The sequence below is a fragment of the Streptomyces sp. NRRL WC-3605 genome (assembly GCF_001509795.1).
Classification (GTDB): Bacteria; Actinomycetota; Actinomycetes; order Streptomycetales; family Streptomycetaceae; genus Streptomyces; species Streptomyces viridochromogenes.
Genome location: NZ_LLZN01000064.1, coordinates 62,282 through 89,167 on the forward strand (window position 1 = coordinate 62,282; position 26,886 = coordinate 89,167).

The 26,886-nt window shown below is 71.6% G+C and carries 26 protein-coding genes; 16 read left to right on the forward strand and 10 right to left on the reverse strand.

Features of this window, described 5'->3' with window-relative positions:
* Positions 1-173 precede the first annotated feature (173 nt).
* The 3 genes from ADL34_RS21125 to ADL34_RS21135 all read left to right on the forward strand — a co-directional run bounded on the left by ADL34_RS21125 (position 174) and on the right by ADL34_RS21135 (position 3,296).
* Positions 174-917, forward strand: a complete 744-nt coding sequence (locus tag ADL34_RS21125) for an SDR family oxidoreductase (protein ID WP_062671035.1) — start codon at positions 174-176, stop codon at positions 915-917.
* Between the two features lie 85 nt (positions 918-1,002).
* Complete coding sequence (locus ADL34_RS21130) at positions 1,003-1,473, forward strand: carboxymuconolactone decarboxylase family protein (RefSeq protein WP_062671037.1); 471 nt, start codon at positions 1,003-1,005, stop codon at positions 1,471-1,473.
* 290 nt (positions 1,474-1,763) lie between these two features.
* Positions 1,764-3,296 (forward strand): MFS transporter, encoded by a 1,533-nt coding sequence (locus tag ADL34_RS21135; RefSeq protein ID WP_062671039.1) that lies wholly within the window; start codon positions 1,764-1,766, stop codon positions 3,294-3,296.
* A 169-nt stretch (positions 3,297-3,465) separates the two neighbouring features.
* On the opposite strand, the gene ADL34_RS21140 is transcribed toward ADL34_RS21135, so the two are convergent.
* Positions 3,466-4,611 (reverse strand): PP2C family protein-serine/threonine phosphatase, encoded by a 1,146-nt coding sequence (locus ADL34_RS21140; protein ID WP_159038956.1) that lies wholly within the window; start codon positions 4,609-4,611, stop codon positions 3,466-3,468.
* Positions 4,612-5,016: 405 nt separating this feature from the next.
* On the opposite strand from ADL34_RS21140, the gene ADL34_RS21145 reads away from it, so the two are divergent.
* Together ADL34_RS21145 and ADL34_RS21150 are read left to right on the forward strand one after the other, a co-directional pair.
* Positions 5,017-5,274: a hypothetical protein gene (locus ADL34_RS21145; RefSeq protein ID WP_062671043.1), complete on the forward strand. Its 258-nt coding sequence runs from the start codon at positions 5,017-5,019 to the stop codon at positions 5,272-5,274.
* A gap of 151 nt (positions 5,275-5,425) precedes the next feature.
* Positions 5,426-5,659 carry a hypothetical protein gene (locus tag ADL34_RS21150; protein ID WP_063892347.1) on the forward strand — a complete coding sequence of 78 codons (234 nt, stop codon included), beginning with the start codon at positions 5,426-5,428 and terminating at the stop codon, positions 5,657-5,659.
* A gap of 15 nt (positions 5,660-5,674) precedes the next feature.
* Here the strand turns inward: ADL34_RS21150 and ADL34_RS21155 are convergent, their stop codons facing one another.
* Together ADL34_RS21155 and ADL34_RS21160 are read right to left on the reverse strand one after the other, a co-directional pair.
* Positions 5,675-6,109 (reverse strand): VOC family protein, encoded by a 435-nt coding sequence (locus ADL34_RS21155; protein ID WP_062671184.1) that lies wholly within the window; start codon positions 6,107-6,109, stop codon positions 5,675-5,677.
* 547 nt (positions 6,110-6,656) lie between these two features.
* Entirely contained in the window at positions 6,657-7,304 is a 648-nt protein-coding gene (locus tag ADL34_RS21160; protein WP_063892342.1) for a GNAT family N-acetyltransferase, read from the reverse strand.
* Between the two features lie 234 nt (positions 7,305-7,538).
* Here ADL34_RS21160 and ADL34_RS21165 point away from each other — a divergent pair, with 234 nt between their 5' ends.
* Positions 7,539-8,639: an AMP-binding protein gene (locus ADL34_RS21165; protein ID WP_062671046.1), complete on the forward strand. Its 1,101-nt coding sequence runs from the start codon at positions 7,539-7,541 to the stop codon at positions 8,637-8,639.
* Positions 8,639-10,033: an aldehyde dehydrogenase family protein gene (locus ADL34_RS21170; RefSeq protein ID WP_062671048.1), complete on the forward strand. Its 1,395-nt coding sequence runs from the start codon at positions 8,639-8,641 to the stop codon at positions 10,031-10,033. Before ADL34_RS21165 ends, ADL34_RS21170 begins: the two co-directional genes overlap by 1 nt.
* A gap of 109 nt (positions 10,034-10,142) precedes the next feature.
* On the opposite strand, the gene ADL34_RS21175 is transcribed toward ADL34_RS21170, so the two are convergent.
* Together ADL34_RS21175 and ADL34_RS21180 are read right to left on the reverse strand one after the other, a co-directional pair.
* Entirely contained in the window at positions 10,143-10,763 is a 621-nt protein-coding gene (locus tag ADL34_RS21175; RefSeq protein ID WP_062671050.1) for a DUF5134 domain-containing protein, read from the reverse strand.
* A gap of 22 nt (positions 10,764-10,785) precedes the next feature.
* Complete coding sequence (locus tag ADL34_RS21180) at positions 10,786-11,241, reverse strand: cupin domain-containing protein (RefSeq protein WP_062671186.1); 456 nt, start codon at positions 11,239-11,241, stop codon at positions 10,786-10,788.
* 301 nt (positions 11,242-11,542) lie between these two features.
* Here ADL34_RS21180 and ADL34_RS21185 point away from each other — a divergent pair, with 301 nt between their 5' ends.
* The 4 genes from ADL34_RS21185 (at position 11,543) to ADL34_RS21200 (ending at position 16,303) form a co-directional block, all read left to right on the forward strand.
* Positions 11,543-12,439, forward strand: a complete 897-nt coding sequence (locus ADL34_RS21185) for an RNA polymerase sigma-70 factor (RefSeq protein WP_062671052.1) — start codon at positions 11,543-11,545, stop codon at positions 12,437-12,439.
* Between the two features lie 70 nt (positions 12,440-12,509).
* A complete protein-coding gene (locus ADL34_RS21190; RefSeq protein ID WP_062671054.1) occupies positions 12,510-14,252 on the forward strand; it encodes an L-aspartate oxidase in 1,743 nt (580 codons plus the stop codon).
* Between the two features lie 118 nt (positions 14,253-14,370).
* Positions 14,371-15,117 (forward strand): SDR family oxidoreductase, encoded by a 747-nt coding sequence (locus ADL34_RS21195; protein ID WP_062671055.1) that lies wholly within the window; start codon positions 14,371-14,373, stop codon positions 15,115-15,117.
* 187 nt (positions 15,118-15,304) lie between these two features.
* Positions 15,305-16,303 (forward strand): RNA polymerase sigma-70 factor, encoded by a 999-nt coding sequence (locus ADL34_RS21200; RefSeq protein WP_079034328.1) that lies wholly within the window; start codon positions 15,305-15,307, stop codon positions 16,301-16,303.
* Here the strand turns inward: ADL34_RS21200 and ADL34_RS21205 are convergent.
* Together ADL34_RS21205 and ADL34_RS21210 are read right to left on the reverse strand one after the other, a co-directional pair.
* Entirely contained in the window at positions 16,257-16,976 is a 720-nt protein-coding gene (locus ADL34_RS21205; RefSeq protein ID WP_062671058.1) for a hypothetical protein, read from the reverse strand. The two genes, ADL34_RS21200 and ADL34_RS21205, sit on opposite strands and share 47 nt — an antisense overlap.
* A 156-nt stretch (positions 16,977-17,132) precedes the next feature.
* On the reverse strand, positions 17,133-17,789 hold the full coding sequence (locus ADL34_RS21210; RefSeq protein WP_063892343.1) for a TetR/AcrR family transcriptional regulator: 657 nt from the start codon (positions 17,787-17,789) through the stop codon (positions 17,133-17,135).
* Positions 17,790-17,959: 170 nt separating this feature from the next.
* Here ADL34_RS21210 and ADL34_RS21215 point away from each other — a divergent pair, with 170 nt between their 5' ends.
* Complete coding sequence (locus ADL34_RS21215; RefSeq protein ID WP_062671062.1) at positions 17,960-18,697, forward strand: SDR family NAD(P)-dependent oxidoreductase; 738 nt, start codon at positions 17,960-17,962, stop codon at positions 18,695-18,697.
* Positions 18,698-18,855: 158 nt separating this feature from the next.
* Positions 18,856-19,260, forward strand: coding sequence for an OsmC family protein (locus tag ADL34_RS21220; protein WP_062671064.1), 405 nt, complete (start codon positions 18,856-18,858; stop codon positions 19,258-19,260).
* A 95-nt stretch (positions 19,261-19,355) separates the two neighbouring features.
* Here the strand turns inward: ADL34_RS21220 and ADL34_RS21225 are convergent, their stop codons facing one another.
* The 3 genes from ADL34_RS21225 to ADL34_RS21235 all read right to left on the reverse strand — a co-directional run bounded on the left by ADL34_RS21225 (position 19,356) and on the right by ADL34_RS21235 (position 21,986).
* On the reverse strand, positions 19,356-20,075 hold the full coding sequence (locus tag ADL34_RS21225) for an alpha/beta fold hydrolase (protein WP_062671066.1): 720 nt from the start codon (positions 20,073-20,075) through the stop codon (positions 19,356-19,358).
* A 46-nt stretch (positions 20,076-20,121) separates the two neighbouring features.
* The gene (locus ADL34_RS21230) at positions 20,122-21,072 is read right to left on the reverse strand and encodes an alpha/beta hydrolase (protein WP_062671068.1); all 951 of its coding nucleotides are present in this window, start codon (positions 21,070-21,072) and stop codon (positions 20,122-20,124) included.
* Between the two features lie 143 nt (positions 21,073-21,215).
* Positions 21,216-21,986 (reverse strand): DUF427 domain-containing protein, encoded by a 771-nt coding sequence (locus ADL34_RS21235; RefSeq protein ID WP_062671187.1) that lies wholly within the window; start codon positions 21,984-21,986, stop codon positions 21,216-21,218.
* 396 nt (positions 21,987-22,382) lie between these two features.
* On the opposite strand from ADL34_RS21235, the gene ADL34_RS21240 reads away from it, so the two are divergent.
* The 3 genes from ADL34_RS21240 to aceE all read left to right on the forward strand — a co-directional run bounded on the left by ADL34_RS21240 (position 22,383) and on the right by aceE (position 26,882).
* Positions 22,383-23,330, forward strand: coding sequence for an alpha/beta fold hydrolase (locus tag ADL34_RS21240; RefSeq protein WP_062671070.1), 948 nt, complete (start codon positions 22,383-22,385; stop codon positions 23,328-23,330).
* 121 nt (positions 23,331-23,451) lie between these two features.
* Entirely contained in the window at positions 23,452-23,946 is a 495-nt protein-coding gene (locus ADL34_RS21245) for a cupin domain-containing protein (RefSeq protein ID WP_062671072.1), read from the forward strand.
* A gap of 248 nt (positions 23,947-24,194) precedes the next feature.
* Entirely contained in the window at positions 24,195-26,882 is a 2,688-nt protein-coding gene (gene aceE / locus ADL34_RS21250) for a pyruvate dehydrogenase (acetyl-transferring), homodimeric type (protein WP_062671074.1), read from the forward strand.
* Positions 26,883-26,886: the final 4 nt, after the last annotated feature.

Sequence of the window (26,886 nt, forward strand, 5' to 3'; positions counted from 1 at the left end):
AGGCGCCGGGCCCGCCTGCCGTACGTCGTGGTGCGGTCCGCGACGACCGGCGTGCGCCGCCCTGTCACAGATGCCGGGGCCGCCTGGTCAGGAGGGTACGAGCCATCGCGGCCGGTGCCGTGGACCACCACGGCCGGCCCGGGCACCGTGCACCACCAGTGAAGGGAAAGTCCATGAAGGTCGTAGTGATCGGCGGAACCGGACTCATCGGTTCCAAGGTCGTGTCCAAGCTCAACGCACACGGTCACGAGGCGGTTGCGGCCTCCCCGAACACCGGAGTCGACACGGTCACCGGTGAAGGTCTGGCCGACGTCCTGAAGGGCGCTTCCGTCGTCGTCGACGTCTCCAACTCCCCGTCCTTCGAGGACACCGCGGTGATGGAGTTCTTCCGCGCCTCCACCGCCAACCTGCTCGCCGCCGAGGCCGCCGCCGGCGTCACGCACCACGTGGCCCTGTCCGTCGTGGGCACCGACCGCCTCCAGCAGTCCGGCTACTTCCAGGCCAAGCAGGTCCAGGAGGACATGATCCGGGACTCCGGAGTGCCGTTCTCGATCGTCCACGCCACGCAGTTCTTCGAGTTCGCCAAGACCCTCGCGGACTCGGCGACCAGCGGTGACACGGTGTCCGTCGCCCCCATCAAGATCCAGCCCATCTTCTCGGGCGACGTGGCCACGGCCGTGGGCCGCACGGCGGTCGGCACCCCGGTCGACGGAATCGTCGAGGTCGCGGGCCCCGACACCTTCACCCTGGAGGACTTCATCCGCCAGGGACTCGCGGCCCACAACGACCCCCGCACGGTCGTGACGGACCCGAACGGTCTCTACTGGGGCGCCGCCCTCGGCGAGTCCGACCTGCTGCCCGGCCCCGACGCACAGCTCGGCGAGACGCACTTCGCCGACTGGACCAGCCGGCAGTAGCGGCGAGCACGGGGCCCAGGGCTCCGAAATCGCAGCGAATTCGCATCACTTCACCTCACTCTCACTCGACTCTCAGGATTCCGGTATGGACGCGCGCATCAACTACTTCGGCAACGCTCTCGCGGGCAAGGTCATGAAGCACCTCAACTCGGCCGGGGCCGCTGTGCACTCGGCGCTGCCCGTCGCCACCCAGGAACTGGTGAAGATCCGGGCCAGCCAGATCAACGGCTGCGGATTCTGCACCGACATGCACACCAAGGACGCCGTCGCCGCGGGTGAGGACCAGCAGCGGCTGCACCTGGTCGCCGCCTGGCGCGAGGCCACCGTCTTCACCGACGCCGAGCGCGCGGCGCTGGAGATCACCGAGCAGGGGACCCGCATCGCCGACGCGGCGGGCGGGGTGTCGGACGAGGCCTGGGCCGACGCCGCCAAGCACTACGACGAGGACCAGCTCGCGGCGCTGATCTCGTTGATCGCGATCATCAACGCCTACAACCGCATCAACGTCATCAACCAGCAGCCCGCCGGCGGCTACCAGCCGGGCATGTTCGGCTGACCCGAACGCTCCGGCCCGCCGGCCGCCCATCGTCCGTCTCCCGCTCGCCCCGGCACAGCGAGCGGGAGACGGGCCCCCGCACACCGCGCCCACACGACGCCACCACGCGAACCGGGTCCCGCGCGAAGGCCCACCGGCGAACGACCGCACCGGGCCCGCACGACGCGCCCCCCACGCCCCCCACACCCACGCAGCGCACCCGTGCGTCCACGAGACGACCGACCCGCCGCACCCGCTGCCCGGCACGAACGCACCGGCCGCCTCCTGGCCCCCAGTCCCAAGGAGACGACATGCCCCCCTCCCCCGCCCCCAGCGACCCGGCCTACCTGCGCATCGCCGGCGCCCGTGGCCGGTGGACGCTTCTGGCCACCGTGCTCGGCTCCAGCGTGGTGCTGCTCGGCTCGACCGTCACCACCGTCGCGCTGCCGCACATCGGCGACGACTTCGACGCCGACCTCGCGGCACTGCAGTGGACCGTCAACGCCTACATGCTGACCCTGGCGGGACTCATCCTGCTGGGCGGCTCCCTGGGCGACCGCTTCGGCCGACGCCGGATCTTCGTTCTGGGCATCAGCTGGTTCGCCGCGGCGTCGCTGCTGTGCGGACTGGCTCCCGACACGACCACGCTGATAGCCGCCCGCGCTCTCCAGGGCGTCGGCGGAGCGCTGCTCACCCCCGGCTCACTGGCCATCATCGAAGCGTCCTTCCACCCGGACGACCGGCCACGCGCCATCGGTCTGTGGTCCGGTTTCGGCGGCATCGGGGCCGCACTCGGGCCGTTCCTCGGCGGATGGCTCGTCGACGGTCCCGGCTGGCGCTGGACCTTCCTGCTGACGATCCCCCCAGCCCTGCTCTGCGTGCCCCTGGCACTGCGCCACGTCCCGGAGTCCGTCGGCAGGCCTCGGCAGCCCGCCGTCGCCACCAGCGCACACAGCCCGTCCAGGCGGGGCTTCGACCTCGCCGGTGCGGCGCTGGGCGCACTGACACTCGCCCTGGCCACCTACGCGCTGACCGAAGCCCGCGCGGGCGGTCCCGTCGCCCTTGCCGCGGCCGTCGGCAGCATCGCGGCCGGCACGGCGTTCCTGCTGGTGGAGCGGCGCGGCAGCGACCCGATGATGCCCCTGTCGATCTTCTCCTCACGAGCGTTCACGACCATCAACCTGATCACCCTGTGCGTCTACGCCGGGCTGGGCGGGTTCTTCTTCCTGACCGCCCTGCAGCTGCAGATCGTCGCCGGCTACTCGGCGCTGGCGGCGGGCGCCGCCATGTTGCCGAGCACGGTGCTGATGCTGCTGTTCTCCGCCCGCTCCGGCATGCTCGCCCAGCGCCTGGGACCGCGTGTCCCGCTCACCGTCGGGCCCGTGGTGTGCGGGGCGGGCATGCTGATGACGGCGCGGGTGGGTGCGCACGCCTCCTATGTCGCCGACGTTCTTCCCGCCCTGCTGGTGATGGGCACGGGCATGGTCGTCATGGTCGCTCCGCTGAGCGTGACCCTGCTGGCCTCGGTCGAGGCCGCCGACGCGGGTCTGGCCAGCGGGATCAACAACGCGGCCGCGCGCGCGGCCGGGCTGGTCGCCGTGGCCGCGTTGCCGCTGCTGGTCGGCATGGGCCCGGACGCCTACCGCTCCCCCGCCTCCTTCGACGCGGCGTTCGACCGGGCCATGCCCCTGTGCGCGGGCCTGCTCGCCGTCGGCGCGGCTGTGGCCTTCGCTCTCCTGCGCGACACCGCCGGCGCCTCGCACGCACGGCAGGGCCGGGCGCACGGCTGGCTGATGGAACCGCCGCTGGTGTCGCGCTTCGCCCATCACCGGGCTGTCGACTAGGGGGTGTCTTGTCGATCAGGCCGGGTCGGGAGCCCGGCCTGATCGGCAAGATACCCCCCAGGGCGAGTTGCGAGATCCACCGCCGTGGCGCATGGTCCGGCCGGTTCCCGCCCCTTCCCCGGGCGGGAACCGGCTTCGTCCGTGGGTCGCCACCGCGGTCGACGGGCCATCAGGCCCCGCCCTCTCCGTCGCAGGACAGATGAAGCACCGCCACGTCGTCCCGTAGCCCACCGAAGGGAGCGGCCAGCTGCGACACCCCGCGCACCAGGGCGTCGACGAACGTCTGCGCCTCCAGATGCGCGAGCCGGCCGGCCAGCCTCAGCAGGCCTTCCTCCCCGAGCCGTCCGCCGGCCGTACGCCCTTCGTAGAGGCCGTCCGTGAAGAGCACGACGCCGTCCCCGTCCGGCATCGCCATCTCGCTCTCACACCAGTCCCCTTGCCCGGGGAAGAGTCCCAGCGGGAGACCCGGCGGCGGCTCCACCCATCGGACCCCTCCCCCGTGCCGGTGCAGAAACCCCGGGTGGCCGGCGGTGACCGTCCGCAGGGTGCGGCGGCGGGGCGACAGGACCAGGGACACCGCGGTCGCGTAGGTGTCCTCCTCCGTACGTTCCTCGGTCAGGATGCGTTCGAGCAGACGGAGTTGTTCCAGCTGGCTCTGCCCGCACAGCACGGCCGTGCGCCATGCCAGGCGCAGGTGGACACCGAGGGCGGCCGCCGCGGCACCGTGCCCGGACACATCGCCCATGACGACGTGGAGGCTGCCGTCGTCGCCGCGGACCACATCGCAGAAGTCACCGCCCAGCAACGTGTGCGCGCGACCCGGCGCGTAGTGGAAGGCGGTCGTGAAGCCGTCCGCCCTCAGCGTCAGGTGGGGCAGCAGGCCCCGTTCCAGCACGGCGTTGTCCCGGGCGATCTCCTCGCCCGCCACGGTGCGCCCCGCGGCGGCACGTTGCAGAGCGACCCAGATCTTTCGGCGGAACTCGTCGGGAGCGCCGCCGCGGTGATCGGCCCGGCCCTGCACCGAGTCGGCGACGGAGCGGAAGGCGTCGGACGCGTGGGTGCCCTCGAGTACGAGCACGGCCGCGTCCGGAGCGTGACGCCGGACCCGGGTGACGACGTCGGCCAGGGTCCGTCCGGCCGGTGCGCCGCCCACCAGAACGCACAGCGGGCCGTCACCGCCGGACGTGCCGCATCCTTCCTCGACGCTCGTGTGCCGGACCAGCGCATCGGCCAGCCGGTGCGGCAGCAGCCGCCGGACGTGGACCGCGTCCTGTTCGTCCTCGGACAGCAGCACCATTCGGAGGTCGCGGCACAAGGAGATGTCCCCACGCGGACGGGCCTCGCGAGCCCGACGTCCTCCACAGCGATCGGCGGCCGGGACGTCCGGCCGCGGTATGAGGATGCTCATGAGTGGTCTTTCGTGCGCGAGAGGGGATGGCGGCTCCACGCACGAGTGTCGTGGGCCCGCGGAACGCGCACCCTTTTTCTCCTGCCTGGCCCGATCTGTTCGCCCATGAGACAGCGACGCACACGTATCTGTGACACGAGGAGCCCATGCGTGAGCCGTGCCACGGCAGTTGACGGGAGACAGCTGCGACGGGCCCCTTCGCTGTCACGAACCAGGGCGCTGTCCAGTCAATGGAGAAAGGGCGGAACTCCTCACGGAGCCCCACCCGCCATCGCCGCCGACGCTGCCGGCAGAGAACGGAGATGACACCTCATGTTCAGCACACCGAAGGACTCCCGCACCTGGCTGGTCGGGCTGCCGTGCCGGTCCGACGGCTCCCGGATCGTCTGGCAGTACTACGTCGTCGGCGAGGCGCCGGACAGCGCCGAAGCCGTGTGCGCGGCGGTGCGCCGGGCCAACAGCGCCCCCGAGCGCGACGCCCGCGGCCACGTGCCCGTGGAGCCCGATCACGCCGAGGTGCAGCGCATACGACAGCACGTTCTGGGCGACTACGTCCTGGAAGCCTGCTGAGACCCGGGGCGTGCCGGCCGCGGCCCCACCGCGTATCACGGCTCACCACCCGCCCCGTCGCGCGGACGACGCCTCCGGCTGTCACGAGCGCGCCCCCTGTCCGGTCAGTAGGGGGATTGGTGTCCGACACGATCCGAGGAGGACCGGGATGATGTCCCAAGGCGTTGATCTTCAGGCGGACCCCGCCACCGTCGCGGCGTCGCTCACGGCCGAGGCGACCGCTCTCGAAGGGCGGCTGCGGCAGCTCCGTGAGGCCGTGCAGGTCGTGAACGCGCGTATCGCGTCGACAGCCGAGTCCCTCCAGACCCTGCGCGGCACCGCGACGGCACACGGCGGAGATGAGCGTCGATCCGGGTCGCCGGAGGACGCCCACCCCCACCGTTGAGACCGCACGAGCCTCTCAGCCCCGCGCCGGCACCTCCTGGAGCACCCACTCGTTGCCGTCCGGGTCGCTGAACTCGGCGTAGGAGTGATAGTCACGACGCTGCGGGTCGGGTCCCTCGACCCGCTTCTCGTCGTTGCTGCGGTGGAACACACCGCTGGTGTCATGGAAGATTCCGCCGGTCACCACGCCTCTCGCCTCGAGTTCCCGGCAGGCCCGCTCGATGTCGGAGACGACGAGGTGCAGGCCCCGCACCGAGCCCGGGGCGGCCGTGGTGACTCCGGTCCCGAACAGGATCGAGCACGCGGATCCCGGTGGCGTCATGTGCACCACACGGTAGGAGGCGTCGATGGCGTGGTCGGCGTCCAGCCGGAATCCGACGGCCTCGTAGAACGACTTCGCCCGGTCGACGTCCGAGACGGGCAGAACCAGGACGGCCAACTCGAGCCGCATGGCGTCGGTGCTCTCGCCTACGGGCGGCTCGCCCGCCTCGGCCGACGCGACCTCGTCCTCGGCTCGGCCGGCGGCCCGCGCGGCGTGCTCGACCTCCTCGATCTCCACCCGGTACCGGTGGATCCCCGTGCGCGGGCCGTGGGCCACGACGGTCCAGCCGTCCAGCACACGCCACATCGCGTCGGTGCCTCGCAGGTACGTCCCGTCCGGTGCGGCGGCGGCCCGGAGTTCGGCATCCAGTGCCGCGTGCCGTTCGTGCGGCACGTGGAGTTCCAGGGCGAAGCGGCGCGGCGACCGGGCGCCGTGTGCGCCTTCCGGCGCGGGCAGTGGTACGGCGGCTGCCTCGCGGAGCCCGCCGAGCAGGGTGACATGCAGTGTCGTCACGAGACCGTCACCGGTTCCCTTCCGTGCCGGCCCGCGCGATCACGAGCGCTTCTCCCGAACAGCTCGGCCATCACAATCCCCTCGCAGGTAGCCGCCCGCATCGCACCGCGGGGCGACCCCCGGCCGTCGGGCGACCGTCGAAACACTATCTCATGCAATGTTGTCACACCTCTTGCACTGTACAGGTTCGGCACGTAGGCGACGCATCCTCGAAGGAGCGCCGGAGAACCCGCTGAACTGCGGGTTCTTGGGCCCAGAAGCGAACGGAGGACTGAGACACATGGTGTTTTCCAGCACCGCGTCGCCACCATCCTCGGCGCACCGGCGAGCAGGCGAGGGCGAGGCCGATGTCCTGCGTCCGGGCCCGGACCGTCGCCGCACCGCCCGTCTCCGCGACCCTGCGCAGCGGAACGCCGGCGTGGTGCAGCACGGCCGCCATGCGGGCGTCGTCGGGGTGGACGACGCCGTAGACCTCATGTACGCCCGACACGACGGCGAACCGCCCGAGTTCCTCCAGGAGCCGGGTGCCCAGCCCGCTGTTCTGCCAGGTGTCCTCCACCAGCAGCGCGGCCTCGGCGTCACCGTCGTCCGGCAGCAGATGTCCTATGGCGACGAGCCGTTCTCGGGGGGCCTGCACCGCCAGGTGCACGGAGCGGGGCCGGGACAGCAATGGCCCCAGGTAGGTGCCGGGGTCGCCCATGGCCCGGTGGTAGCGGTGCCACAGGGCGTCGGCGGAACACCGGCGGTGCAGAGCGGCCACACGGGGCTCGTCGCCCTGGTCGACGCGCACGATCCGCAGTCCCTGTCGCATGACTTCTCCCTCGGCCTCGGCACACCGCCGGTCGGCTGCGGCCCAGTCATCAGACCGGACGACGGGTGTGGTTGTGACGGTGTGCCGGCGGCGCGGGCGCAGCCGCGTTTCCTGGCTGTCACAGACGTCCGCACCCCTCGGTCTTCTCTGCGGGAGCGGGACGGGCCCGCGGGACCGCCCGGGACGCGCGGCTCTCACGCGTCCGACCTCAGCGACATCGAGAAAGGCACGTCCATGCCGATCGGCTCATCGACCGTTCTGAACGCCGGCCCCTTCGACGGGGTGGACCCCGACGACTACGTGAGGGCGGCCATGCAGTGGCATTTCACTCCCGAGACGGGGTCCCGGTACTGGCTGGAGCGGGTCGACCGGCTCGGTTTCGACCCCCGCCACGACGTCAAGAGCGTGGCGGACCTGGCGCTGTTTCCCGATCTGACGGACGAGCTGCGCGATGTGCGGGTGTCCGATCTCGTCCCACGCGGCTACGGGCCCCAGGCCAGGCCGCTGCACGTATTCGAGAGCGGCGGCACGACCGGGGCGCCGAAGCGGGTCGTGCAGATGGACGACTGGGCGCGGCACGGCGGCGAGCAGGTGAGCCGCCGGCTCCGCGACCACGGACTGCCCGTCGGCGCACTGTGGCTGACCGTGGCGCCGACCGGCCCGCACCTCGTGGGCGATGTGCTGCGACGGGCCGCGGCAAGTCTCGCCAGCCCCGGGCTGGGTGTCGACATGGATCCCCGCTGGGTCAAGAAGCTCGTCGCCGCGGGCCGTCGCGACGAGGCCGACGCCTACACCGACCATCTTGTGGACCAGTGCCGGAGCATCCTGCTCGGGCAGGACATCGCTGTCATAGCCGCCACCACGCCGATGCTGGAGCGCTTCGCCCGGGACAGCGACCTGGTGGAGGTCATCAACGGCAAAGCCCAGGCGATCATCTGGGGCGGCACCCACATGGATCCCGACACCCGGGACCTGTTGCGGACCGAGGTGTTTCCCGACGTGCCGGTGATCGGCATGTACGGCAACACCATGATGCTCACCGCGCTCGTGGAGCGCGTCGGACTCGCGGCGTCGGAACCGTGTGTGTTCGACCCGGTCTCGCCGTACGTCTTCCTGAGCGTCGTGGATCCCGGCACCGGGCAGCCGGTGGCGGAGGGCGAGCGCGGCCAGGTGGTGGTGAGCCACGTCAGCAAGTCCATGCTGATCCCCAACAACAGGGAGCGGGACACCGCGGTGCGGGTCCGCCCGGCCGGGGGCCACGCCGGGGACGCCGTCGCCGACGTCGCGCCGGTTCCCGCGGTCGAGGGCGGGACCGTCATCGAGGGTGTCTACTGATGACCCCCGCAGCGACCACCGCGCCGCCGCACCTCGACGCCCTGGGCCCGCGGGGCACCTACCGCACACGTGTACCGAGCACGGTGACCGACGTGTCCGGCGCGCCGATCGCACGGCTGAGTCTGGTGCCCCCGCTGTACGTGGCTCGGGCGATCGGTGCGCTGCGCCAGGCGCCGCCGATCGCCGCGGCCGGCCTGGAGACCGTGTTCGCCGCCGCCGGGGAGGCCTTCGCCGCGGGCACGGTGGCAGGCTTGAGCGTCCGCGAGTACGAACGCCTCGTCAGCCGGACCTCGGGCACGCCGCTCGCCGTGGTGCGCGCCACGACCCGGGGCACCGCGCACTTCGTACGGCACGCCGTCTCGTCCGCCGACCGCGGCAGGCCGCGCGGCGCCGCCCATGACCTCGGCGACCCCGTCCTGCATGAGACGCACACGGTGTGGGCGCGTCAAGGCGACGTGTTCGCCGTCAACGCGTCCGGCAACCATCCCGGCGTACACCGTGTGTGGCTGGAGGCGCTGGCGCTGGGTTACCGCGTCGCCGTGCGCCCGTCCCGGCGTGAGCCCTTCACCCCCCACCGTCTCGTCGCCGCGCTGCGTCAGGCGGGTATCCGGGACGACCAGCTCATGCTGCTGCCCACCGACCACGCGACCGCCGACACGCTCGTCCACGGCGCGGACCGGGCCGTGGTGTACGGCGGCGACGACGTGGTGACCAAGTACGCGCACGACGCGCGGATCCTGCCGCAGGGGCCGGGGCGGTCGAAGATCCTCATCACGGCGGACACCGACTGGCGCGACCACCTGGACGCCCTCGTCGCGTCCGTCGCCGGCGAGAGCGGCACCGCGTGCGTCAATGCCACCGCCATCCTCGTCGAGGGCGACCCGGCCCCGATCGCCGAGGCCCTCGCGGCACGTCTGGCCGTCCTGCCCAGCCTTCCCCCGCAGGACGAGAGGGCCCGTCTGCCGGTGTGCCCGCGGGAGCGGGCCCGAGCCCTCAGCTCGTATCTGAGAACGGTGGCGACCGGGACACACGCTTGGCTCGGCGGCGACGGGATCGCCGACGACCTCGGAGACGGCAGCGCCGTACTGCGCCCCGCCGTGCACCAGACCACGAGCGCCCGAGCCCCTCAACTGCGTACCGAACTGCCCTTCCCCTGCGTGTGGGTCGCCCCCTGGAACCGCGCGGACGGCATGGCGCCGCTGCGCGACACGCTCGTGCTGTCGGCGCTGACCCGGGACCGCGGCCTCTGGAAGGCCCTGGTCGCGGAACCCAGCATCGCCAACGTGTACTTCGGCGATCAGCCGACCCACTGGATGGCGCCGGGTGTCCCCCACGACAGCTATCTCTCCGACTTCCTGATGCGGAGCAAGGCGGTGTACGAGGGCCCGTCCTGACCGGCGCCCGCCTCGTCCGGCGCGGTGGATCCGTGGTCATGAGCCGATTGACCGCGGACCACCGCGCCCTCGCGGTGCCCGGGCGCCCGCCCGCCCGTTCGTCCCGCGCTCAGTGGGGCAGGAGCAGCATCACGGCCGTCCCGAGCGCCATCGCCCCCTCACCCACGTGCCGTGACGGCGCCGCCGCCGCGGCCCGGCGCGCCGGGCTCACGCCGGAGAGCAGCGGGGGCATGGGGCGGGTCAGCGACCACAGCGCGTACGACAGCAGACAGAGCGCCAGCGACAGCGTGATCGCGGATCCGCCTAGAGGGACGCCGGCACCCGGAGCGCCGGGCCCGGCCGGATGGACGGCGGGCCAGGGGTGGGCGTGCGCCGTTCCGGCTGCCGGATGGGGCACGCGCAGCATCCAGGCCATCGCGGCCATACCTGCCGCGTGCGCCAGCCGGTGGGTCGTCGCCGTCGTCCCCCCGGCTTCCCGCCGGCGGACCGGCAGGAGAAACCACACCGCGCCGGCGGTGAAGGCACCGCCGGCGACGGCAGCGGGCCCCGCGCGGACGTCGATCCAGGGCATCGCCGCCATGGACAGGGCCATGGCGGCGGCCAGCAGCCGGTCCACCCGGTCACCGCACCCGGTCCTGGGCGATCGCACACCCAGCGCCACCCCGTGCAGAAGCACCGCCACGAACAGCAGCGTCAACAGGCAGTGCACCAGGACGACGGGCGTGCCCATGCCGGGTCCGTGCCGTGCCCGCTCAGGCGGTCGGGCGCGGTGCCCGCAGGTGGGCGCGCTCCGCCAGTTCCTTCTCGTCGACGAGTTCGAGCATGGGCTTGCCCGGAGCGCACATCATGGTCACCACGAACCGGGTCCGCGCGTCGGAGAGCGCGTTGCCGTCCTGGTAGTGGATGGCGTCGCCGCCGGGCTCCCAGAAGGTGCCGCCCGCCTCCACCACCCGCTCGGGCTCGCCCTCGAGCTCGAAACGGACGGCGCCCTCGACGACGTAGCCGAAGGCGGGGCCGGAGTGTCGGTGCGGGGGCGTGCCCGGGTCGCCCGGCTCCCACTCGACGAGAATGGTCATGGCCGACGCCCCCTCCGGGACGGTGAACGGTGCGGCGTCCTGGAGCACCTTCGCCGCCGTCATCCAGCCGGCGGTCCCCTCCTGATCGCCGTGCCCGTGGTGGCCGTGGGCGGAGTGGTCGTGCGCTGTCATGTTGTCCGACACTGTGTTGCACCTTCCGTGGACGTGGACATCGTTCGTCACTGGTGACCGGGGACCGGGCTCGTCTGTGACAACCGGCCCCTTCGAGCGGTCCTTTCACCCGTCGACGACGGTCTTCCGGAGCAGGGGGCGGGCAGCGGGGGCGAGGGACGGATCCAGCGGATCACGCACGGCGATTGCCACCGTGTGACCGGTGCGCGCGAAGGCGATAGCGTGGGCGGATGCGGCCCGCAGCGCGTACCCCTCCCCCTCGCGCGTAGCATGTAGGGCGCAAGGCCAGAAGGGACGACCCATGCGCGCTGGCGCCCACCCCGACACATCCGACAGCGGTCTCGACGAGTTCCTCTCGGCCAGACCCCGGTTGTTCGGCATCGCGTACCGCATCCTCGGCAGTGCCGTCGAGGCCGAGGACATCGTCCAGGACGCCTGGCTGCGATGGCAGAACACCGACCGCGCGCAGATCCATGAGCCGGCCGCCTTCCTGACCACGGTCACCACCCGGCTCGCGATCAACCTGGCCCAGTCCGCGCGGGTACGCAGGGAGTCCTACGTCGGACCCTGGCTCCCCGAGCCGGTCGACACCACCCAGGACCCGCACCTGGGGGCGGAGCGCGCCGAGGCCGTCGAGCTGGCCGTGCTGTTGGTGATGGAGAAGCTCAACCCGACCGAACGCGCCGCCTACGTGCTGCGGGAGGCGTTCGACTACCCCTACCGGCGGGTCGCCGACATCCTGGAGACCAGCGAGGCGAACGCCCGGCAGCTGGTCAGCAGGGCACGCAAGCACCTGGGTGCCGAACGCAAGGAGCGCGTCAGCGCCGCGGCCCACCGGCGTCTGCTCGAAGGCTTCCTCTCCGCCGCACGCACGGGAGACCTCTCCACGCTGGAGGAACTGCTGACCTCGGACGTCGTCAGCTACTCGGACGGCGGCGGCATCCGCGGCGCGTCCAGGATCCCGGTCATCGGCCGCGATCACGTCTCGCGCTACCTGGCCGCCTTCGCCCCGCGGTTCTGGCCGGACGCCGAGACCCGGTTCGTCGAGGCCAACGGCCGGCCCGCCGTTCTCGTCGCACGGGACGACGCCCCGGTGGCCCTGTTGTGCGTGGACGCGTCCGAGGCCGGCATCGAGCGCATCATGTGGGTGATGAACCCGGTCAAGCTGGACCCCTACGTGCTGTCCCTGGGGGCCTGACCCGCACGCGGGCACACCGTTGTCACAAACCCTCGCTCCATCCGGTCGTACCTGGTGACCACCCCGAGCGATGGGAGCAATCGTGGTTGCCACCGAACAACGTCTTTCCACCACGGTGCTGGTGATCGGCACCGGCGGAGCGGGCCTGCGCGCGGCCATCGAGCTGGCCGAGGCCGGCGTCGATGTCCTGGCCGTCGGCAAGCGTCCCAAGGAGGACACCCACACCTCTCTCGCCGCCGGCGGGATCAACGCGGCCCTGGCCACGATGGACCCCGAGGACACCTGGCAGCAGCACGCCGCCGACACCCTCAAGGAGAGCTACCTCCTCGGCGACCCCCGCACCGCCGAGATCGTCACCAGGGGTGCCGCTCTCGGCATCGACGACCTGGAGCGCTACGGCATGGCCTTCGCCCGGGAGGAGGACGGCAGGATCTCCCAGCGCTTCTTCGGCGCCCACAAGTTCCGCCGCACCGCCTTCGCGGGCGACTACACGGGCCTGGAGATCCAGCGCACGCTCATCCGGCGCGCGAACCAGCTGGACATACCGGTGCTCGACAACGTCTACATCACCCGCCTCCTGGTCCACGACGGCGCGGTGTTCGGCGCCTACGGCTTCGGCCTCGCCGACGGCAGGCGCTACCTCGTGCACGCGGACGCAGTCATCCTCGCGGCCGGCGGCCACACCCGGATCTGGCGGCGCACCTCCTCCCGGCGCGACGAGAACACCGGCGACTCGTTCCGGCTGGCCGTGGAGGCCGGAGCCCGGCTGCGCGACCCTGAACTCGTCCAGTTCCACCCCTCCGGCATCATCGAGCCGGAGAACGCGGCCGGGACCCTGGTGAGCGAGGCGGCCCGCGGCGAGGGCGGCATCCTGCGCAACGCGCTCGGCGAGCGGTACATGAGCCGCTACGACCCCGTACGCATGGAGCTGTCCACCCGCGACCGGGTCGCCCTCGCCTCCTACACCGAGATCAAGGAGGGCCGCGGCACACCCAACGGCGGGGTGTGGCTCGACGTCTCCCATCTGCCCCGGCAGACGATCATGAACCGGCTGCCACGCGTCTACCAGACGCTGCTCGACCTGCAGATGCTGGACATCACCCGCGATCCGATCGAGGTCGCGCCCACCGCGCACTACTCGATGGGCGGGGTGTGGGTCCGCCCCGAGGACCACAGCACGGACGTGCGGGGCCTGTACGCCATCGGCGAGGCCTCCAGCGGACTGCACGGCGCCAACCGGCTCGGCGGCAACAGCCTCATCGAGCTGCTGGTGTACGGCCGGATCACCGGACAGGCGGCCGCCGCCTACTCGGAGTCACTGACCGCGCAGCCGCGCTCGGCCGCCGCGGTGGCACAGGCGCGGGCGGACGTCGACGACCTGCTCGCCGCGGACGGACCCGAGAACGTTCGCGCCCTGCAGCGGGCGATCCGCAACACGATGACCGAGCACGCGGGCGTGGTCCGTGACGAGGAAGGGCTGCGCACGGGTCTGGCGGAGCTGGACGCCATCGAGAAGCGCATGGAGAACGTCGGCGTCCATCCGGACATCGCGGGCTTCCAGGACCTCGCCCACGCCTTCGACCTCAAGTCGTCGGCACTGGCGGCGAGGGCCACCCTGGAGGCGGCGCTGGAGCGGCGCGAGACGCGCGGATGCCACAACCGCAGCGACTACCCCGACATGGACCCCGCGCTTCAGGTGAACCTCGTCTGGTCCCCGGCCCAGGGCGTCACCCGCGAGCCGGTCGGTCCCGTCCCCGACGAGATCGCGGCCCTGATGGAGGACGTGTCGGTGGACGGAAAGCTCGTCGAATAGGACAGCCCGCGGCCCGGGGAGGTTTTCCCGGAATGCGAGCAATGTGTCACAGCGCCGGCCGCTGCCCGGTCATATCTCGTGCAGGCAGCACGTGAGAACGAGTGAAAGGAACGTCCCCATGAAGGTCGTAGTGATCGGCGGCACCGGACTGATCGGCTCGAAGGTCGTCAGCAGGCTCAACGAACACGGCCACGAGGCGGTGGCGGCCGCCCCGAACACCGGTGTCAACACGCTGACGGGCGAGGGCCTGGCCGAGGTGCTGGAGGGTGCGGCCGTCGTGATCGACGTCTCCAACTCGCCCTCCTTCGCGGACGACGCCGTCATGGAGTTCTTCCGTACCTCCACCACCAACCTCCTCAAGGCGGAGGCGAACGCGGGTGTCACCCACCACGTCGCCCTGTCGGTGGTGGGTACGGAACGGCTCCAGGAGAGCGGCTACTTCCGTGCCAAGCAGGCGCAGGAGGAACTGATCAAGGCCTCCGGCATCCCGTGGTCGATCGTGCACGCCACGCAGTTCTTCGAGTTCATGAAGGGCATCGCCGAGTCGGCGACCGAGGGTGACACCGTCAGGCTGGCCCCGGTGAAGATCCAGCCCGTCCATTCGGACGACGTCGCCGCCACCGTGGGCCGCACCGCCGTGGGCACGCCGGTCAACGGTGTGGTCGAGGTGGCCGGTCCCGACACCTTCCAGCTGGACGAGCTGATCCGCAAGGGCCTGGCCGCCAAGAACGACCCGCGCACGGTCGTCGCGGATGTGCACGCGCCGTACTTCGGCGCCGAGCTGCAGGAGACCACGCTGCTTCCCGGCCCGGACGCCCGCATCGGCGAGACCCGTTTCGTCGACTGGCTCGCCCAGCAGCGGTAGGCGCGTCCGCATGGGCCTGTCGTTCCACGCACCGTGGAACGACAGGCCCATTTTTTTGAGCTTCGAAAAGCACTGTCACAGCGTCCTCGGGCCCTCGGTCGTTGAGGGGGAGACGATCGCCGGGTCTGTGAGCGCCTCGTGGCCGCATTCCGAGCACCCGGGCCCCGGAGGAATGGAGTCAAGGGACATGTGTCCAAAGGCATCCCCCACAGAGGCACCCGTCGCCGAAAGGAACCTCGCCGAGGCCGTCACCACCTTCGTGGAACTGCGGCCCCGGCTCTTCGGCATCGCCTACCGCGTCCTGGGCAGCGCGACGGAGGCCGAGGACGTCGTGCAGGAGGCGTGGGTGCGCTGGCAGCGGACCGACCGTTCGGCGGTGGTCAGCCCCGTGGCGTTCCTGTCGAGCACGACGACGAGGCTCGCCATCAACGTGGCGCGGTCCGCCCGCGTGCGCCGCGAGACCTACATCGGGCCCTGGCTGCCCGAACCCGTCGACACCAGCGTCGACCCGGCGGCCGGCGCCGAACGCGCCGAGGCCCTGGAACTCGCCCTGCTGCTCGTCCTGCAGAAGCTCACACCCACCGAACGGGCCGCCTACGTGCTGCGGGAGGCCTTCGCGTACGGCTACGCGGAGATCGCGGAGATCCTGCGCCTCACGCCGGTCAACGCCAGGAAGATCGTGAGCAGGGCGCGCATGCACCTCACGCACGACGAGCGGGACAGTGTCGACGTCCAGGAGCACCGCAGGCTGCTCGACGCCTTCGTCGCGGCCGCGCAGGAAGGGGACGTCGCCTCGCTGGAGGCGCTTCTGACGCCCGACGCGGTCAGTCTGTCCGACGGGAACGGGCTGCGCGGCGCCGCCCGGGTACCCGTGGTCGGGCGCGCCCGCGTGGCGAACCTGTCGACGGCCGCGTCACGGTTCTGGCCGACGGCCGAGATCGCGCCCGTACAGGCCAACGGGCGCGCGGGGGTCCTGCTGTACCGGGACGGCCGGCCCGCCGCCTTCCTGACCGTCGCCGCCACACGACGCGGGATCCACCGGGTTCTGTGGGTGTTCAACCCCGACAAGATCGCGGCCTTCCTCGGGTCCCGCCGCGCGTCCCTGGACACGCGTCCCGGGGACGCCGTGGCGCGTGAGTTCACCGGGGAAGAGAACGGTTCCAGTTACGCAGCTTGTCGGGATTGAGGACCGCCCAGACCCGAAGGACCAGCGAGTCCGCGACGTCGAGGGTCAGCACCGCGGCGACCCGGCCGTCGCACCGGGCGACGAGGCCGGTGCGCCCGTTGACCGATCCGGTGCACAGGGTGACGCGCCGCTGTCCGGCCAGCAGGACCAACAGGCTGCGGGCGACCTGCTCGCAGCCGTGGACGGGCCGGGTCAGCGCGCGGATCTTGCCGCCGCTGTCGAAGAAGGCCGTCGCATCGGGGGCCAGCAGCGAGCGCAGCCGGGAGCCGTCCTGATCGCCGCACGCCTGCCGCACGGCAACGGTGATCTCATGCTCGCGACGCGCCGGCACAGGCCGTGCACGTCGCGCTCGCAGGCTCGACCGGGCCCGCTCGAGCGGTTCCACGTCCTCGCCGTACAACTCCCCCACCGCCGGGATCGCGCGCTCCCGCGCACCGGGCCGGGGCGGCACCGGCCGCGTCAGACACGCCTCGTCCACGACCTGGGTGAGCCAGACGCGGGGGGACGTCATCCCGACCCGCTCCGGATCGGTGAGCCGGTACCACCGCCGATAGGCCTCGTCGACGACGCGTTCGGCGGCGACGCGGTCGCCCAGCGCGCGGCAGGCGACGTCCAGCAGGTGCCGCCGTTCGTCGAGCGACTCGGCGAGCGGTACACCGACGACATGATCCATGGAGCGCCCCCACGCCGACGAGTCCGGAGCCGCGGCCGCCGCGACGGCATGACTCCGACGTTACCCGCCCCAGTTCGTACCGGCTGGTCGGCCGGTCTGATCGAGACGGAAGCTGCGGCATGATGTCACAACACACCGATGATGTGCCACTTAGTGTCACGTCTTCGCCGATGCGGGGACGCCGGACGGATCCGCCATCCGCAGCCGGGCGGGGGGCGGATGCGGCAGGGCCGCGCGGTCGCGGGCCCGAAGTCCGTCGAACGCGATCTCCAGGAAGCGTTCCCACGCCCGCGGTTCACGGTCCAGCAGCGGCTGGGCGGTCTGGTGGACACCGCCGAGGAGCAGCACGATGTCGGTGCCGGTGATGTCGCCGCGGACGGCTCCTTGTGCTCTGGCCCGGGCGGTGAGGTCCTCGACCGCGTCGCAGAGCCGGTCGATCGCCTCGCGCACGTCGGCGTGCTGGAGCGAGGGCCGGCCGATGACGTCGCAGAACGCGCGGTCGGCGGCGAGCAGGCCGATCCCGTGTGCCATGAATTCCTTGAGCGCACCGCCGGCGTCGTCCGCGCGCCGGAGCCGAACCGCCGTCCCGAGCAGCCGGTCGAGCAACTGCATCATGATCGCCGCGAGGAGGTCGTCCTTCGTCGGGAAGTGCCGGAACACCGTGCCCTTGGCGACGCCGGCCCGCTGGGCGATCGTGTGCATCGGCACATCCACCCCGCATTCGGCGAAGGCCTCGGTGGCGGCTCGCAGGAGCAGCCGCCGATTGCGCACGCTGTCGGCCCTGGCCTGCACCGCCCCTGCTGTCCCGGTCATGACGCCTCCCTCTGCGTGTCACAACATTAACACTGAACATGACTTGCGGGTCATGTTCAGTGTTACGCTGGCACAACATGACCCTTCGGTCACCTTCTCGGGCCGCCGTGTCCTGTCCTCGCACACGACACCCCCTGCCCGTCCACCCCACCACCTCGTTCGGAGATGACATGAGTTCCGTTCTCGACCCCAAGGTCGTCCTCGTCACCGGCGCCTCGTCCGGCATCGGCAGGGCGACCGCACTGGCGCTGTCCAAGGCGGGGGCCACCGTGGCCGTCGGTGGCCGCAGGACCGACCGGCTCGAAGCACTGGCGCAGGAGGCGCCCGGGGAGATCCTCGTCCTGGACATGGACGTCAGCGACCCCGAGTCGGTACGCAGAGCAGTCGACCGGACCGTCGAACGCTTCGGCGCCCTCGACATCGTGGTGAACAATGCCGGCCTCATGCTCACCGGCCCCGTCCTGGGCGCGGACCTCGCGGAATGGACCCGCATGGTGGAGACCAACCTGCTGGGCTCCATGTACACGGTGCACGCCGCGCTGCCCCACCTGCTGCGTTCCCGCGGGGCGGTGGTCCAGATCTCCTCGACCTCGGGCCGTATCTCCTCGGCCGGTGCCGCGGTCTACTCCGCCACCAAGTTCGGGGTCAACGCCTTCGCCGAGGCGCTGCGCCAGGAGGTGACGGAGCAGGGGGTCCGCGTCGTCGTCGTGGAACCGGGCTTCGTCTCGACCGAGTTGGCCGACCACATCGCCGACCCGGCCCATCGTGCCGCGGTCAAGGCCATGGCCGAGTCGATGCGGACCCTTCAGCCGGAGGACATCGCGGCCGCGGTGGTCTACGCCGTCACACAGCCCGACCACGTCGCGGTCAACGAGATCCTCGTACGCCCCACCGACCAGTCCCGCTGATCGCTCGCTGATCGCTCGCGGGGCGGTGACCGCCGCCCCGCACACCCTGCTCGCAGCCGGGTACGGGCGCGCGGCCGTCACAGGCGCGCGCCCCGCGCGGTCTGAGCTTCGGGAGGCACAAGGCGTGCCTCTGCCCGTACGCCGGCTGAGAGGCAAGCATGAACACGCGCATCGTTACCGTGGCCGAAGGAAAGCAGCTCGCGCGCTCCGTGGCGGTCGGTACCCACCGCCTGACGGCCGACGAGCCGGAACCCGCCGGCACCGACACCGGCCCCACTCCCGGCGAGCTTCTGCTGGCCGCGCTCGGAGCGTGCACGTCCATGGCGGTGCGGGCCTACGCGCAGCGCCACGCATGGCCGCTGGACCGGGTGGACGTCGCGGTCCGCTTCGACGCCCAGGGGCAGGTGGTCAAGAACATCGGGCTCGTCGGGGAGTTGACCCCCGAGCAGCGGGACCGGCTCCTCGCGGTCGCGGGTCGCTGTCCTGTCCACCGGCTGCTCACCAAGGACGTCACGATCATCACGGTGCCCACGCTGCTCGCGGAGCCCGCGCCGCTGCCGTGACGCGTCGGGGCCCCCACACAGGAACGCGGGGTGCGGGATCGGGCTGTGAAGCCGGACCCCGCACCCCGCGTCCGTCAGGCGCGGGCCTCCGGCGCTCAGGCCGTCGCCTGCGCCGCCTCGTCGATCAGACGGGCCACGTCACCGGGGCGCGAGACGCTGGCCGCGTGGGAGGCGGAGACCTTCATGACGGAGGCCCCGGCCCGCTCCGCCATGTAGGTCTGCGCCTGCGCGGGGATGTTCCGGTCCCCGTCCGCCACCAGCACCCAGGAGGGAATGTCCCGCCACGCGGGCGCCGACGCGCCCTCCGTCAGCGCGGCTTCGGCCACCGGCCGCTGGGTCGCGGCCATGACGGCCGTGGTCTCCTCGGGGACGTCGGCGGCGAACTGCTCGTGGAACTTGGCCTGTTCGATGTACAGGTCCGTGACCTGGCTGCCGTCGGGCAGCGTCACGGGTACGGGCCGGAGCGTGTCGCCGAGGGTGCTGCCGGGGAACTTGCCCGACAGGGTGACGGCGCTCTCGCCCTCCTCCGGCAGGAACGCCGCGACGAAGACGAGCGCCTTGACCTCGGGGAGCCCCTTGGCCGCGTTGCTGATGACGGACCCGCCGTAGGAATGACCGACGAGGACGACGGGGCCCTCGACGGACCGGACGATCTGCCGGACGTAGTCGGAGTCGGCCGACAGTCCGCGCAGCGGATTGGCGACGGCGATCACCGGATAGTCGTGCGCGAGCAGCCTGTCGACGACGCCGTTCCAACTGGAGGAGTCCGCGAACGCGCCGTGAACGAGGACGATGGTGGGCTTGTGTGCACTCATGAGAAGGGCCTTTCGACGTGCGGGGAGTGGGGTCGGGTGTGCGGTGTCAGTCGGTTCCGAGCGCCTTGCGCAGCACGTGGACGGCCTGCTCGACCGCGGCGGTCGACGCCTGGGTGCCGCGGACCGTGTTCAGCATCATGAAGTCGTGCAGGGAGGCGTTGTAGCGGATGCTGGTCGTCGGCACACCCGCCTGGACGAGCTTGCGGGCGTAGGCCTCGCCCTCGTCGCGGAGCACGTCGTTCTCGTCCACGACGACGAACGCCGGCGGCAGGTCCCGCAGGTCCTCCAGGGTCGCCCGCAGCGGCGAGGCGGTGATCTGGGCGCGCTCGGCGGGGTCGGTGGTGTAGGCGTCCCAGAACCATTCCATGGCCTTGGCCGTCAGATGCGGGCCGTGTGCGAAGGTCCGGTAGCTCTCGGTGTCCTGGGCCGCGTCGGTGACGGGGTAGTACAGCGACTGGTGCACGAAGGCCACGTCGCCCCGCTGCTTGGCCATGTGGGTCAGGGCGGCGGTCATGTTGCCGCCGACCGAGTCACCGGCGACGGCCAGGCGGGAGGCGTCGAGCCCTTCGCCGGCGCCCTCGGTGATGATCCACCGGGCGGTCGCGTAGGCCTGCTCGATGGCGACCGGGTACTTGGCCTCCGGCGAGCGGTCGTACTCGACGAAGACCAGGGCGGCGTTCACCCCGACGGTCAGCTCGCGCACGAGCCGGTCGTGCGTGCCGGCGTTGCCGAGGATCCAGCCGCCGCCGTGCACGTAGAGGATGACGGGCAGGGGGCCGGTGGCGCCGACGGGCTTGAGGATGCGTACCCGCACGTCGCCGACCGAGGCCGGAACGGTGATCCACTTCTCGTCCACGTCGGGCTTCTCGACGGGCTGCGCCTGCACGTCGTCGAGCAGCCTGCGCGCGCCCTCGACCCCGAGCTCGTACAGCAGCGGCGGCTTGGCGGTCGCGTCGGCGAAGTCCTGCGCGGCGGGCTCGAGAACGATGTCGCTCATGGTGGATTCCCTCTCTGTCGATTAAGGAGGACTTTTCACACCATGGGACCAGATCCGGCGCAGATGTGTGACACGAAAGGTCCCGGGCCGTCGGGATCGACCCGGGACCTGACCCCGGAGCGGGGACTGGGGCGGAACGCGCCTCAGGGGGTGCCGGGCTTCGGCAGCGGCTCGCCGTCCACGAAGAGGTCGACGTGCTCGTTGTAGAAGGCCGTCAGGCCCGCGATGCGGTTGGCGTGGATGGTCGGGAAGTCGTAGGCCCAGGCGATGTCCTCGTGGACGGCGGTGGGACCGTCGAACGACCAGTAGCCGCTCGTCGTTCCCTTGTACGGGCAGCGGGTCACCGTGTCGGTCCGCCGCAGCCGGGTCCAGTCGACGTGCGCGCGGTCGAGGTAGTAGCGCGTCGGCAGGCCGGTCTCGAAGAGTTTGACGCAGGCCGGCGCCTCCGCCAGGACCACGCCCTCCAGCTCCACACGGACGCTGCTGGAGGAACGCACGGCGTCCACGCGTGAGTAGGGGCTCCTGGGGTGGACGAAGACGGGTTCGTCCTCCTCGAACCAGTAGTCGATGGCCGGCCACTCGAAGCGCACCGTGCCCTGCAGCGGCGCCGGAGCGTCCTTCCCCCACACCCAGGCCGCACCGGGACGGGTGTCCCCGCCCACGGACAGGGTGTGCCGGTGCGCCGTCCCCGCACCGTGCTCCTCGGCGACCCCTTCGTCGTCGAGGACACCGTCGACGAGGTCCCGCACCGGGATGCTGAACTGCGGATAGGCCTGCCACTCCCAGACGTACAGGGCGCGCCGCGTGTCGAAGACGGTGCGACCGCCGATCACGCCCCTGATGCGGCGGGGCACCGGCTCCACGTGCCCCACGGGCACGAGGAAGGCGGGATGCAGAACACTTTCGGTTTCCATGATCATCACCTGATTCGGTCGGATGGTCCGCGCCCGTTCCGGCCGGACTCGGAGGGGGTGTGCGCCCGGGACGCCCGCGCCCTGGCGCCGTGACGGCCGGCGGGGTCCGTCCGGCGCCGACGCGAAGGGCCCTGAGCAGGGCTTGTTTCGCTGTCACAGCAGGTGGCGGAGGCCGGTCTGTGCGGGGAGACAGTCCCCCGTGGTGAGGAGATCACTCCGTGCACACGCGCAGCCGTTGCGACGCCAACACTCTTGACACTAACAAGGCAATCGTCTCATGCACACTGTGCACAGTGTCGCCGAGGGCCGGACCCGGCCACGACACCCGGCACACCAGCCGCGCCCGACCGGAACCGCGGCTCCCCTCCCCCACCGCTCCCTCGTCGGAGGATTCGCATGTCAGCCCTGCCCCTGCTAGCCCCGCTGCGACGCGTCACGACCGACGTGCTCGAAGTCGCCTACTACGAGACGGGCTCCCCCGACGGTGACACCGTCGTCCTTCTGCACGGTTTCCCCTACGACATCCACAGTTACGTGGATGTGGCCCCCCTGCTCGCCGAAGGCGGATTCCGTGTCGTCGTCCCCCACCTGCGAGGGCACGGGCCGACCCGATTCCTGTCCGACTCCCTTCCCCGTTCCGGCCAGCAGGCGGCCCTGGGGGCCGACGTCGTCGCGCTCCTGGACGCCCTCGGCGTCGAGCGGGCCTACCTCGCCGGCTACGACTGGGGCGGTCGCGCGGCCACGGTGGCCGCGGCACTGTGGCCCGAACGGGTCCTCGGCCTGGTCTGCGTCAACGGCTACCTGATCCAGGACATCGGCGCCGCCATGAACCCCATCTCCCCCGAACTGGAGGCGGGCTTCTGGTACTTCTACTACTTCCTCACCGAGCGCGGCCGCACCGGACTGGCAGCCGATCCGCGGGGCGTCGCCCGGGTCATCTGGAAGCGCAACTCCCCCGTGTGGGCCTTCGGCGAAGCCGAACTGGAACGGGCCGCGGAGGCCTTCACCAATCCGGACTACGTCGACGTCGTCATCCACTCCTACCGGCACCGGCTCGGCCTGGCACCGGGCGCGGACGCGTACGCCGATCTGGAAGCCCGCCTCGCCGGCCTTCCTCCGGTCACCGTCCCCACGGTCACCCTGGACGGCACCGCCGACGGCAACTTCCCGGCGACCGACGGGTCCTCGACCGCTCACCACTTCACCGGGCCCCGCCTGCACCTTCAGGTCGCGGACGCCGGTCACAACATGCCGCAGGAACGCCCAGAGGCGTTCGCCGCGGCGGTGCGGGACGTACGGGCCCTACGGCGGGGACACCCCCACCACGACTGCCTCACCGGCTGACACCCGAGTGCGTGGCACCGTGGCCGGACGCCGCTTCGACGTCACACCGGACCATGCCCACCGGTCACATCGAGTACGGGCCGCACACGGCCGCCTGGCCGCCCCAAGAAGGGAACGCAGCATGTCGTACCCCTACCCGGAACAGAAGTACTTCGGAGAAGACGGCGAGGTCAGCGCCGTGTTCCGGCCGGCCGACACCCCACCCGACCTCGGCGGGGGCGGGCCGGGCGAGGACGCCACCCACTATCTGGCCACCACCGCCACCACCCGTGGCGAGTTCGGTCTGTACCGGGTGGAGATGAGGCCGCGGGCCGGCGGCCCGAAGACGCACTTCCACAAGCGGATCTCGGAGTCGTTCTACATCCTGGACGGCACCGTGCGCGTCTTCGACGGGGTGCGGTGGGTGGACGCCCGCAAGGGCGACTTCCTGCACGTGCCGCAGGGCGGGCTGCACGCCTTCCGCAACGACTCCGACGCACCGGCGGACATGCTTCTGCTGTTCACACCGGGCGCGCCGCGCGAGGAGTACTTCGAGCAGGTGTCGACGCTGGCGCACGCGTCGGAGGAGGAGCGCTCCGCGTTCTTCGACCGGCACGACTCCTACTTCGTGGAGTAGGTCCGCCCCTCGGGTGTCCCGCGGTGCCCGTGCCCTCCCCGCGGTCGTCGTCGCGGGACACCCGCCGTCGAAGGCCCCGGCCGGCGTATCGGGCGGCTTGTCACAACAACACCTTTCGTCCGGTCAACGAGGCAGGACGCGGGCACGTCCGGAATCGCGGCAGCCCCCTCAGCACGGGTTCGAGACCGGTCACCCGCTTCCACCACCCCCTCCCGTCTCCCCGCCCCATGCCTCGAGGAAGGCCGCCCATGAGTGACCCGTCCCGGCCCACCGCGTCCCCGTCGAGCAGCGAGCTCGACCAGCTTCCCGACCGTGACCGCGAGGAGACCGCCGAGTGGCAGGCCTCCCTCGACGCCGTCATACGCAACGCCGGACCCGATCGGGCGGTGTACCTCATCCGGCGCGTGCACGAGTACGCGGCCCGCGCCGGCCTGTCCGTGCCGGGGCTGCTCACCACGGACTACGTCAACACCGTCCCGGCCGCAGCGCAGCCGGACTTCGACGGCGACATCGCCATGGAGACCAGGATCACCGCCCTGAACCGCTGGAACGCCGCCGCCATGGTCACTCGCGGCTCCCGGCTCGGCCTGGGCGGGCACATCTCCACCTACGCGTCGGCGGCCTGGCTCTACGAGATCGGCTTCAACCACTTCTTCCGCGGCAAGGAACGGGACGGCTCGGGCGACCAGTTGTTCCTCCAGGGACACGCCTCCCCGGGCATCTACGCCCGGGTCTTCCTCGAAGGCCGCCTGAGCGAGCAGCAGTTGGACGGCTTCCGGCGTGAGGCCGGCGGTCACGGCATCCCGTCCTACCCGCACCCCAGGCGCCTGCCGTGGCTGTGGGAGTTCCCGACGGTCTCCATGGGGCTCGGCCCGCTCGGCGCCGTCTACCAGGCCCGCTTCAACCGCTATCTGCACGCACGCGGCATCAAGGACACCTCCGCCTCCCGCGTGTGGGCGTTCCTCGGCGACGGGGAGACGGACGAGCCGGAGTCACTGGCCGCCCTGACGCTCGCCTCCCGCGAGGGCCTGGACAACCTCACCTTCGTGATCAACTGCAACCTGCAACGCCTCGACGGGCCGGTACGGTCCAACTCCAAGATCGTGCAGGAGCTGGAGGCCCGTTTCCGCGGGGCGGGCTGGAACGTGGTCAAGACCCTGTGGGGCGCTGCCTGGGATCCGCTGCTGGCCCAGGACACCACCGGCGACCTGGTGCGTCGCCTGGGCGAGGAGCCCGACGCCCAGATGCAGACCCTCGCCGCGCGGGACGCCGCCTACATCCGTGAGAACTTCTTCGTCGGAGACGCCCTGTCCGCACTCTCCGCCACCCTCAGCGACGCGCAGGTGGTGGAGCTCTTCGAGAACTCCCGCGGCGGGCACGAGCCGTTGAAGGTGTACGCCGCCTACCGGGCCGCCGTCGAACACCGGGGGGCGCCGACGGTGATCCTCGCCCAGACGGTCAAGGGGCACACCCTCGGGTCGGCGTTCGAGTCCCGCAACGCCAACCACCAGATGAAGAAGCTGACCATGGCGCAGTTCCGCGAGCTGCGCGACACACTCGACCTGCCCATCCCCGACAGCGCCCTCGCCGGTGACGTCGTCCCCTTCTGGCACCCGGGGGAGAACGCGCCCGAGGTGCGGTACCTGCGCGAGCGGCGCGCCGCTCTGGGCGGTCCCGCCCCCGCGCGCCGGGTGATCGCCAAGCCGCTGCCGGAGCCCGCCCCGCAGCCGTTCGAGGCGCTGCTCAAGGGCTTCGGACACCAGGAGGTCGCCACCACCATGGCGCTGGTCCGCCTGGTGAGGGACCTGATGCGCGACGGCCGCACCGGCGCCCGCTGGGTGCCGATCATCCCCGACGAGGCGCGCACCTTCGGCATGGAGTCGATGTTCCCCACGGCCGGTATCTACTCGCCGCTCGGCCAGACCTACGACCCCGTCGACGCCGACCAGTTGCTGCACTACAGGGAGAGCGAGACCGGGCAGCTCCTCATCGAGGGCATCACCGAGGCCGGTTCCATGGCCGAGTTCACCGCCGCCGCGACCTCGTACGCCACCCACGGCGAGCCGATGATCCCGTTCTACATCTTCTACGCCATGTTCGGCTTCCAGCGCACCGGCGACCAGTTCTGGGCCCTCGCCGACCAGATGGGCCGCGGATTCGTCGTCGGCGGCACCGCCGGGCGCACCACCATGACCGGCGAAGGGCTCCAGCACGGCGACGGCCACTCGCACCTCCTGGCCGCCACCAACCCGGCGGCCGTCAGCTACGACCCGGCCTTCGCCTACGAGATCGCGGTCATCGTCCGGGACGGCCTGCGCCGGATGTACGGCGAGCACCCCGAGAACGTCTTCTACTACCTCACGGTCTACAACGAGCCGAAGCCCCAGCCGCCCATGCCGGCGCTGCCCGGCATCGAGGAGGGCATCGTCCGCGGCCTGTACCCGTTCCGCCCGGGCGACAGCGCCGTGTCCGGCCCCCGGCTGCAGCTCCTGGCCTCCGGCACCGCCGTCCACTGGGCACTGCGGGCGCAGGAACTGCTCGCCGCCGACTGGGGCGTGCGTGCCGACGTGTGGTCGGTGACGTCGTGGACGGAGCTGCGCCGGGACGCGATGGACGCCGACACCGCCCGCACGCGCGGGGAGACACGGGTGCCCTTCGTGACCGAGGCGCTCGCCGGTGCGCCCGGCCCGGTCGTGGCCGTCAGCGACTGGATGCGCCAGGTCCCCGACCAGATCGGCCAGTGGATCGAGCAGGACTACTACTCACTGGGCACCGACGGATTCGGCCTGTCCGACACCCGCGAGGACGTACGGCGCTACTTCCGCGTGGACGCCGAATCGATCGCGGTGACGGCCCTGGACCGGCTGGCACTGGCCGGCCACGTGGACCCCGGGACCGTCGACCGCGCCCGCAAGCACTACGGCCTGGACACCTGAAGGA

Coding starts and splice junctions, on each gene's coding strand:
- ADL34_RS21125 (WP_062671035.1), top strand. CDS start 174: ATGAAGGTCGTAGTGATCGGCGGAACCGGACTCATCGGTTCCAAGGTC.
- ADL34_RS21130 (WP_062671037.1), top strand. CDS start 1,003: ATGGACGCGCGCATCAACTACTTCGGCAACGCTCTCGCGGGCAAGGTC.
- ADL34_RS21135 (WP_062671039.1), top strand. CDS start 1,764: ATGCCCCCCTCCCCCGCCCCCAGCGACCCGGCCTACCTGCGCATCGCC.
- ADL34_RS21145 (WP_062671043.1), top strand. CDS start 5,017: ATGTTCAGCACACCGAAGGACTCCCGCACCTGGCTGGTCGGGCTGCCG.
- ADL34_RS21150 (WP_063892347.1), top strand. CDS start 5,426: ATGTCCCAAGGCGTTGATCTTCAGGCGGACCCCGCCACCGTCGCGGCG.
- ADL34_RS21155 (WP_062671184.1), bottom strand. CDS start 6,109: ATGCGGCTCGAGTTGGCCGTCCTGGTTCTGCCCGTCTCGGACGTCGAC.
- ADL34_RS21160 (WP_063892342.1), bottom strand. CDS start 7,304: ATGCGACAGGGACTGCGGATCGTGCGCGTCGACCAGGGCGACGAGCCC.
- ADL34_RS21165 (WP_062671046.1), top strand. CDS start 7,539: ATGCCGATCGGCTCATCGACCGTTCTGAACGCCGGCCCCTTCGACGGG.
- ADL34_RS21170 (WP_062671048.1), top strand. CDS start 8,639: ATGACCCCCGCAGCGACCACCGCGCCGCCGCACCTCGACGCCCTGGGC.
- ADL34_RS21175 (WP_062671050.1), bottom strand. CDS start 10,763: ATGGGCACGCCCGTCGTCCTGGTGCACTGCCTGTTGACGCTGCTGTTC.
- ADL34_RS21180 (WP_062671186.1), bottom strand. CDS start 11,241: ATGACAGCGCACGACCACTCCGCCCACGGCCACCACGGGCACGGCGAT.
- ADL34_RS21185 (WP_062671052.1), top strand. CDS start 11,543: ATGCGCGCTGGCGCCCACCCCGACACATCCGACAGCGGTCTCGACGAG.
- ADL34_RS21190 (WP_062671054.1), top strand. CDS start 12,510: ATGGGAGCAATCGTGGTTGCCACCGAACAACGTCTTTCCACCACGGTG.
- ADL34_RS21195 (WP_062671055.1), top strand. CDS start 14,371: ATGAAGGTCGTAGTGATCGGCGGCACCGGACTGATCGGCTCGAAGGTC.
- ADL34_RS21200 (WP_079034328.1), top strand. CDS start 15,305: ATGTGTCCAAAGGCATCCCCCACAGAGGCACCCGTCGCCGAAAGGAAC.
- ADL34_RS21205 (WP_062671058.1), bottom strand. CDS start 16,976: ATGGATCATGTCGTCGGTGTACCGCTCGCCGAGTCGCTCGACGAACGG.
- ADL34_RS21210 (WP_063892343.1), bottom strand. CDS start 17,789: ATGACCGGGACAGCAGGGGCGGTGCAGGCCAGGGCCGACAGCGTGCGC.
- ADL34_RS21215 (WP_062671062.1), top strand. CDS start 17,960: ATGAGTTCCGTTCTCGACCCCAAGGTCGTCCTCGTCACCGGCGCCTCG.
- ADL34_RS21220 (WP_062671064.1), top strand. CDS start 18,856: ATGAACACGCGCATCGTTACCGTGGCCGAAGGAAAGCAGCTCGCGCGC.
- ADL34_RS21225 (WP_062671066.1), bottom strand. CDS start 20,075: ATGAGTGCACACAAGCCCACCATCGTCCTCGTTCACGGCGCGTTCGCG.
- ADL34_RS21230 (WP_062671068.1), bottom strand. CDS start 21,072: ATGAGCGACATCGTTCTCGAGCCCGCCGCGCAGGACTTCGCCGACGCG.
- ADL34_RS21235 (WP_062671187.1), bottom strand. CDS start 21,986: ATGGAAACCGAAAGTGTTCTGCATCCCGCCTTCCTCGTGCCCGTGGGG.
- ADL34_RS21240 (WP_062671070.1), top strand. CDS start 22,383: ATGTCAGCCCTGCCCCTGCTAGCCCCGCTGCGACGCGTCACGACCGAC.
- ADL34_RS21245 (WP_062671072.1), top strand. CDS start 23,452: ATGTCGTACCCCTACCCGGAACAGAAGTACTTCGGAGAAGACGGCGAG.
- aceE (WP_062671074.1), top strand. CDS start 24,195: ATGAGTGACCCGTCCCGGCCCACCGCGTCCCCGTCGAGCAGCGAGCTC.